Source organism: Mesorhizobium sp. M0676 (assembly GCF_040320535.1).
In the GTDB taxonomy this organism is placed as follows: Bacteria; Pseudomonadota; Alphaproteobacteria; order Rhizobiales; family Rhizobiaceae; genus Mesorhizobium.
Genome location: NZ_JAMYPU010000062.1, coordinates 1 through 8,216, shown reverse-complemented (window position 1 = coordinate 8,216; position 8,216 = coordinate 1). Strand labels below are relative to the sequence as shown.

Here is an 8,216-nt window from a genome sequence, read left to right as displayed (position 1 = left end):
GGACGTCTGGGTGTCGTCAGCGAATGGGCAAGGCGACGACGACGCGCCGAACAGGCATCCGATCAGCAACTCCACAAGGTGCCATCAGCCAGAACGATCGCACGGTTAATGACGACGGCGCGCGATCATCTGAACAAAACCGACACGGTGATGATCGCCGTCATCGAGGCGGGTGTGCCCATGCTGGTGGAAGCACGCAATCTGATCGCTGGTTTCCATTCCATGATCCGCAAGAAAGTCGCCGATGAGCTCGAGCCGTGGATCGCCGACGCCAGCAAAAGCCTCATTGCGTCTTTCGCCAATGGCATCATTCGCGACCGTGCTGCCGTCCGCGCCGCGATCACCGAGCCATGGTCCAACGGGCAGACGGAAGGACAGATCACCAAGCTCAAGCTTGTAAAACGGCAGATGTACGGCCGCGGAAAGCTTGACCTTCTCCAAGCACGTTTGATCGGTGCTGCCTGAAAGAAAATATCATCGAGAGTGCGTCAGACCCCCGTTTGGACGAAAATCACCCCTCAAACAGGGTCCTCATTCCATGAAAAATCACATGATGAAAGTGCGGGGCGGATACTATGACACGCTCGGCCCGCTGCTTGCCAATGTCAGGCCCAGAACCCACGACAGAGATCCTTGAGCGACGGCTCGCCGTTTAACGTTTTTTGTACTGTTATCTACGTTCGACCATATTCGTCGTCGAAGCGAACGATATCATCCTCGGCGAGATAATCGCCGCTCTGCACTTCAATGATAACCAGGTCAATTCTGCCTGGGTTCTCGAGCCGATGCTTATGGCCGCAGGGGATGTAAGTAGATTCGTTTGTCCCCAGGAACAACTCCTGCTCGCCATTGACGATTTTAGCGGAGCCGCTGACCACGACCCAGTGCTCCGAACGATGATAGTGCATCTGCAGGCTCAACTGGCGACCGGGCTTTACCTCGATGCGTTTGATCTTGAAGCGCTCGCCTTCCTCCAGAACCGTATAGGTACCCCAGGGCCGGTGTACCGTGCTATGGACCAGATGAGCTTCATGTCCGGAAGCCTTGAGACCCTCGAAGAGCTTCTTAACGTCCTGAACGCGGTCGCGGGATGTGACAAGCAAAGCGTCCGGGGAATCCACGATCACCAGATCGCTTACGCCCACCGTGCCGATGACGCGCTTGTCGGAGCTCACATAGGTGCCGGTCGTGTCGACCATGTGCACATCGCCGCGTATCCTGTTCCCGCTTTCGTCGGGGGCGATCAAATCGGCCATTGCGTTCCAAGATCCGATGTCGTTCCAATCCATGTGGCAGGGAATCACGGCAAGTCTGTTAGTCTTCTCCATGACAGCGTGGTCGAGCGAGATTCGCGGCGCGGAACCGAAATGCTCAGGCGCGAGTTCGATTTTGGCAAAGCCTTGGCATTGACTGGCGCGGCCGTTCTCGTAGCTGTCGGCGACGGCCTGGAGCACCTCGGGACAATGCAAAACCATCTCGTCGAGCATGGTTTGCGCACTGAAGCAGAAGATGCCGGCGTTCCAGAAGAAGCGTTGAGACGCGACATAGGCTTTGGCTGTATCCAGATCCGGTTTTTCAACGAAACGGACGACGTTCTCACCATCTGCTTCGATGTAGCCGAATGCTGTGTCCGGTCTGGTTGGGGTGATGCCCAATGTGGCGATCCGCCCGAGCTTCGCATGTTCCATGGCCAGGCCCATGACGTCTAGAAACGCAGGCAGGTTGCCAATCAGGTGATCGGCCGGGAAGACGCACAGGATCGCGTCAGGGCCTTGCGTTGCCCTCGCATGGATCGCGGCTGCAGCCACGGTGGCGGCCGTATCCCGAGGTTCGGGCTCGAGCAGAAAGGTGCGTGGCAGGACCACGGAATCCAGTTCGTCAAATTCGTCCTTGGTCAGGAAGAGGTGTTCCCCGGATGTCACAGCGACGAGTTCCACGACACCTTCTATCGAAGCGACGCGCAGCACAGTGTGCTGAATGAGAGAATATCCATCCGCTACTTTGAGGAAAGGTTTGGGGTGCGATTGCCTTGAGGCGGGCCATAGCCGCGATCCGGCTCCGCCGCTGATGATCACGGGAATGACTTTCATAACCAACCTCAATCTAGTCTCTGGAGTGATCGCCCGCGTTGTTTCGAGCGTCAGCGTCACGATCGCCGTCGCTCTGGCTTGTCTGCGGCCCCGCGTAACAGCGAAGTTCTGGTGCGTTGCAGGCGGCGTCAGATGACGACGCTATCGGTAATGTACGACGCCTCCACTGGCGTCGGTGAGAAATGCGCATTCAACTATGCCTGTTGGTTGCCTCTGCCGAATTGCGCAGGTGGCGGGTCTTAACTGAGATCAGAGACTTGGCTGTCTTCTATCAAAGTCAAACGACTTGGCTCCTTCAGATCGAATTCAATTACCCGTGGTGCGAATAGACGTGCATATCGTGTAAAGGCGCTCGTCGGGGGAAACCGAATTACGGTATCGCAGCGCCCGAGAAGATACATCTCAACGAGGGCGGAAATTCCGCCGTCAATCCCGAGTGCTGCAGTGTGTAAGGGGCCACCTTGATTGGATCCGAAGTGCTTCGGGACAGTGAGCAGATCGGGAAACCTGGCCGACAGAAGATCCAGTATCCGCGCGCTGTCCGTGCATAAGAACAGCCGCACAGGCCTAGGGTGCGGTAACGCCTTAGCCTTGTCAATTGCAGCGCACACTTGCCGAACGGCGAGCTCCGGATCGGCCCAGTAGGGCGCATGCTCCATGATGTCTTCACCGTTGCCGTGCCGAACATGAATCCCGATGATGCTGTGCCCCTCAAAACATTCCTGATAAATGGCATCTATGCGGGCTTGAATTGCTGGCCGAGGCTGGACACTCTGGAACACCTGCCGCTCTGCATCCTCATCGCACCGCCACATCAGACAAGCGTCACACACTACTGTGTTCGCTTCGACATCGTGTTCGGCCTGAAAGAGCTCGCCCAACTCATCGCGCTCTTGGAAAATCTGCTCATCTGGCCGGTAAAGGCACTCGATCGCCGGCCTGTTCCACCACTCTGGGAAGAATGGACCAGGGAAGGAAACGTCGTTGATCCGGTCGTCGGAAATAGCCGGCACGCCAGCGATGTCATTGATCGGCTGGAAGAACACCGGAAACGCATTTGTGAAGGGTTGGTCGAGGTAGCAGGCCCCCCGCCAGTCGATGACTAGAGTTCGTCCCGACCGCTGCGCGTAGCGCCAAGCGGCCGCCAATGACCACAGACAATCACCGAACCCCGTGCGCCTCCGAGAGACGACGAACCGGCGCTTTTCCACTCCACTAACATGCATTTTCGGAAATCTCGTTCAGAGAGGAGGTTGCATCCGGTTTGGAATCCTTAGTCGACACGTAGACCCTGACGCCGGGCGCTTGGCAGAGGCCGGGCCATAGGGCAGAAGAGCTCACTCAGCACTGCCCACTAATCCCGTGACGCTCGCACAGCTTGAAGCCGATGCCCTCGCTTCCGGTTCAGCCTTCTCTACTGGGCCTCCGCGGCATATGTAAAATCTATTGAGTGGATGCCGGCCATCCATGCGTTGGATGCCATGATGAAGGGGCTCGGCTGACGCGGGCCCGGCCAATAGAGCCGAAACAGCCGGGGAACGCTGCGACACTGCCTGCCGGAGCAAATCGTTCCGTCGACGCCATACGCCAAGGGTGCAAGGCTGCATACAGCAACGGTACCGGGCGAGATGAGGTCGACAGCTCGACGCGCCTGGAACCAGCTGATCGACAGAATCTGCAGTCTGCTCCCAAAGTTCTGCACGACCTGTGCCGGATGCTGTGGTGAGGGCTCGCGGCCACGAACTTTGTCCTCGCCCCGAACGGAAGCTCGCGCCTACGACTCCGGGCCGGCGATGCGCCCCCGCTGCTCGGTCAGACCATCCATTCTGTGGATGCACTTTATCCAAACAATCGATTTCACTGATCCAAACAATTCCCATTAGAAGACGCTGAAGCAAGAAAGAAAGGCGTCCTCACTCGCTGATGGATGAGCAAATCAGCTGCAAGGTGCTGGGAGTACATGTCGCTCACGGCGTGAGCTGAGCGGCACTCAGACCGCATGTATGAAGCCGACGGTTAGCGGCGCAACTCTATTTTGCTGTGACTCCAAGCAAGAGGTGTGCTCGGCTGGCGGACTGTCAATGACGAGCTTCGCGCCGCATCTGTCGAAGTGCTCCATAGCGCACGGGGCTGGCCGCACATTGTGTCGGCGTGGCGAGCCGGAGCCGAAACTTTAAACTTTAATAGAGCAGGAATAGAATGGGCGATAGCAGGAAAGTTGCTCTTATTACGGGCATAACTGGACAGGATGGTGCCTATCTTGCCCGTCTTCTTCTCAAAAAAGGCTACATCGTTCATGGGATTAAGCGACGTTCCTCTTCCTTCAACACGGGTCGTATCGAAGACCTCTACCAAGACCCGCACGAATCCGATCCGCGCCTGATCTTGCATTACGGTGACCTCACTGATTCGACTAACCTCATCCGCGTGGTTCAGGAATCTCAGCCAGACGAAATTTACAACTTGGCTGCTCAGAGCCATGTGCAGGTGTCGTTCGAAACACCTGAGTACACAGCAAACGCGGACGGTATCGGTACATTGCGACTTCTTGAGGCCATTCGCCTCCTCGGTCTGACGGACAAGACCCGCTTCTATCAAGCCTCGACTTCGGAGCTATACGGCCTCGTGCAGTCCGTACCGCAGAACGAAACGACGCCCTTTTATCCGCGCAGCCCTTACGCCGCCGCCAAGCTCTACGCCTACTGGATGGTCGTCAATTATCGCGAGGGCTATGGTATGCACGCTTCCAACGGCATTCTTTTTAATCACGAAAGCCCCCTTCGTGGCGAAACTTTTGTGACGCGCAAGATCAGCCGCGCTGCCGCTGCTATCTACCTGGGCAAGCAGGACAAGCTTTATCTCGGCAATCTCGATGCTCAACGCGATTGGGGCCATGCGCGTGAGTACGTGCGAGGTATGTGGATGATGATACAGCAGGATCAACCGGATGATTACGTGCTGGCTACGGGCAAAACGACTCCTGTCCGCCAATTCGTCGAGTGGGCTTTCGAAGATATCGGCGTCGAGATCGAATGGCGTGGCAAGGGTGTCGGCGAAAAGGGCTATGATGTAGCGAGCGGCAGATGCCTAGTCCAAGTGGACCCACGCTACTTCCGCCCCACGGAAGTCGATCTTCTCCTGGGTGACGCTACCAAGGCGAAGGAGAAGCTCGGCTGGGTGCATGAGACATCCGTGCGCGAGCTTGCTGCGGAAATGGTACGCGAAGACCTCAAGGTCATGCAGACATCTGTAGTCATGAAGGAAGCGTAATGTATGATCTGAACGGAAAAACCGTGTGGGTCGCTGGCCACAAAGGTATGGTGGGCAGCGCTGTTGTACGCCGACTCGCGTCTGAAGACTGCAAAGTTGTGGCCGCCCCTCGGGGAGAGCTAGATCTCAAGCGACAGACCGAGGTTGAAAACTTCGTGGCAGTGATGAAACCGGACGCTATCATTATGGCGGCGGCAAAGGTAGGTGGTATTCTCGCGAACGCCACCTATCCGGTCGACTTTCTTTACGACAATCTGATGATCGAGGCCAATATCTTCGCGGCAGCCCACGAAAACAATGTCGACCGCGTCCTCTTCCTCGGCTCGTCTTGCATCTATCCGAAGATGGCACCACAGCCCATTCCTGAAAGCGCGCTTTTGACCGGGCCACTAGAGCGCACCAACGAATGCTACGCCGTCGCCAAGATCACCGGCATCAAAATGGCTCAAGCCTATCGCCAGCAATATGGCCGCGACTACATCTCCGCTATGCCGACGAATCTCTACGGGCCAGGCGACAATTATGACTTGCAGTCAAGCCACGTCATCCCAGCGCTGATCCGGAAAGCGCATGAAGCTAAGCTCACAAGTGATAAGCAAATCACCATCTGGGGCACGGGCACACCACGTCGGGAATTCATGCACGTCGACGACTGCGCCGACGCATTAGTCTTCCTTCTGAAGAACTACTCTGACCATGATCACGTCAATCTCGGCTGCGGACAGGACATCACGATCCTAGAGCTGACTAGAATGATCTGCCGTGTAGTCGGATTTACCGGGGAGATCGCGCATGATCACTCTAGACCTGACGGTACACCGCGAAAGCTGATGAGCGTCGACAAGCTGCGCACTTTGGGATGGGCAGCAAAGATCACTCTCATGGAAGGCATCGAGAGTGTCTATCATGCATTTCTGAACGGGAGCTACACCGAACGGCGATAGATAAGAGGATTTGCTGCGTCTCAGGCCTGTACGCGCTTTCGGGACCCAGAGCTAATGTAGACTGAGACAATCACTCGATGGCGATAGCGCTCATGTGAGCCAGCCGCGAGGAGCCCTGCCGGACCCGGACCCCATCCGCTCCAACCTCGTCGCCGTGAAGGTCACGGTGCGCTGCCCACGCCGACGCCGACTGCGTCAATCCTCACAAGGGTAACCGTCGAGAACCGAACGCGTCTACGGTAACCGAATGTACTTCTTGTTCTCGTCCGAGGGATCTGTCGATGGGCATTCCGGACGAGCCAAAGTTTGAGCATGTTACCTTCAAAACCCGGTTAGCAACGTCGGATTTGGTATGAAATTCGGAACAAGTGGATTACGGGGCCTGGCGACAGAATTGGCAGGAGCCGCCTCTGCCCTATATGCAACGGCATTCGCGACATTCCTGCTGGAATCCGGCCTGGCCAGAATTGGCGACGAGATACTCATAGGGCGCGACTTTCGCGCCTCGAGTCCGGCCATCGCCGCCGTCTGTGCGGCGGCACTGTCTGCGCTCGGCTTCAACGTAGTCGATTGCGGCGCAGTCCCCACCCCTGCCCTGGCACTGTATGCTCAGGCGCGTAAGAGTGGTTGTTTGATGATCACAGGCTCGCACATTCCGGCCGACCGTAATGGAATAAAATTCTATCGACCCGACGGTGAGATCGACAAGGGTGATGAGCGGGAGATAACGCGCATCGCCTTGCAGTTGGAGAAGCGCGGATACGTCCTTGAAGGTGCTGTTGCACGTCGGCAGCACCGGGAGGCCGAATGCAAGGCCTTTTTCATGGCGCGCAATCGAAAGCTTATGGAGATTAATGCTCTAAAGGGCTTAACGGTGGGCGTATATCAGCACAGCACAGTCGCGCGCGATCTCTTGGTTGACATTCTCTCATATCACTGTGCGACGGTCGTAACCCTGGGACGTTCGGAAGGTTTCATTCCTGTCGACACTGAAGCGGTCTCTGACGAGACTGCTCAACAGTTCAAGCTCTGGGCCAAAGAGCATCGGCTTGATGCGGTCGTCTCGGCAGATGGCGATGGTGACCGCCCACTGGTAGCTGACGACCACGGAGACCCCCTTCGCGGTGATTTGTTAGGCCTGATTACGGCGAACTTCCTGCAAGCGAAGGCAGTCGTCACGCCGGTCACATCAAACTCTGGTATCGAGACCGCAGGTTCTTTTAAAGTCGTGCGTACCAAGGTTGGATCGCCATTTGTTATTGCTGCCATGCTCGATTTGGTTGCGTCGGGTCACGAGCGCGTGGTTGGTTTCGAAGCAAACGGTGGTTTGTTGACCGGCACGGACTTTGACCCGAACGGAACTAAACTGCCAGCGCTACCTACACGCGACAGTTTTCTCCCCATCCTTGCGGCACTTTCCCTTGTTAGTACAAGTGGGCAGCCACTGTCGGAGATTGGCAGTTCCTTTCAATTGCCGGCAGCGGCGGCGGATCGCTTGGAAAATTTTTCCGTCGAAAGCAGCACTCGCCTCATGACATACCTTCGTACAGCGGAAACTAACATCGCCGCCTTCGTCGGGTCGATTGGAGTGGTAAGCAAGGTTAGCGATGTTGACGGACTTCGTATCACTCTCGCGGATAACCGTGTCTTGCATTTGCGTCCATCCGGAAATGCCCCGGAAATGCGGTGCTACGTCGAAGCCGAAAATCGGGAGGACGCGGAGCTTTTGCTCCGGACTGGATTGGATCGAATTCGTAATTGGACGCAAGGCTAAATAAAAGCCGCCTCCATTCCAGGTTACCCTGGGGGTCGCACGAGCTACTCTAGAGCATAATCTGACCTGATGGAATCGCGAGGGATTCCCATCGGGGAGAATATCTGATTCATCATGTCGGCTGGGTATGGAGGCCAG

General features: G+C 56.5%; 6 protein-coding genes. 4 read left to right on the top strand and 2 right to left on the bottom strand.

What is annotated here, in order from left to right; genetic code table 11:
• Window positions 1-465 (top strand): transposase (locus NKI35_RS30920; RefSeq protein WP_352742580.1); only part of this gene is annotated, 465 nt, incomplete at its 5' end.
• 209 nt (window positions 466-674) lie between these two features.
• Here the strand turns inward: NKI35_RS30920 and NKI35_RS30915 are convergent.
• Both NKI35_RS30915 and NKI35_RS30910 read right to left on the bottom strand, forming a co-directional pair.
• Window positions 675-2,090 carry a mannose-1-phosphate guanylyltransferase/mannose-6-phosphate isomerase gene (locus NKI35_RS30915; RefSeq protein WP_352742578.1) on the bottom strand — a complete coding sequence of 472 codons (1,416 nt, stop codon included), beginning with the start codon at window positions 2,088-2,090 and terminating at the stop codon, window positions 675-677.
• 239 nt (window positions 2,091-2,329) lie between these two features.
• The gene (locus NKI35_RS30910; RefSeq protein ID WP_352514717.1) at window positions 2,330-3,316 is read right to left on the bottom strand and encodes a nodulation protein NodZ; all 987 of its coding nucleotides are present in this window, start codon (window positions 3,314-3,316) and stop codon (window positions 2,330-2,332) included.
• A 973-nt stretch (window positions 3,317-4,289) separates the two neighbouring features.
• Between NKI35_RS30910 and gmd the strand changes: the two genes are divergently transcribed.
• The 3 genes from gmd (at window position 4,290) to NKI35_RS30895 (ending at window position 8,078) form a co-directional block, all read left to right on the top strand.
• Window positions 4,290-5,360 carry a GDP-mannose 4,6-dehydratase gene (gmd, locus tag NKI35_RS30905; protein WP_023692482.1) on the top strand — a complete coding sequence of 357 codons (1,071 nt, stop codon included), beginning with the start codon at window positions 4,290-4,292 and terminating at the stop codon, window positions 5,358-5,360.
• Complete coding sequence (gene fcl, locus NKI35_RS30900; protein WP_352514718.1) at window positions 5,360-6,304, top strand: GDP-L-fucose synthase; 945 nt, start codon at window positions 5,360-5,362, stop codon at window positions 6,302-6,304. Before gmd ends, fcl begins: the two co-directional genes overlap by 1 nt.
• Before the next feature lie 352 nt (window positions 6,305-6,656).
• Window positions 6,657-8,078: a phosphomannomutase gene (locus NKI35_RS30895; RefSeq protein WP_352742576.1), complete on the top strand. Its 1,422-nt coding sequence runs from the start codon at window positions 6,657-6,659 to the stop codon at window positions 8,076-8,078.
• Window positions 8,079-8,216: the final 138 nt, after the last annotated feature.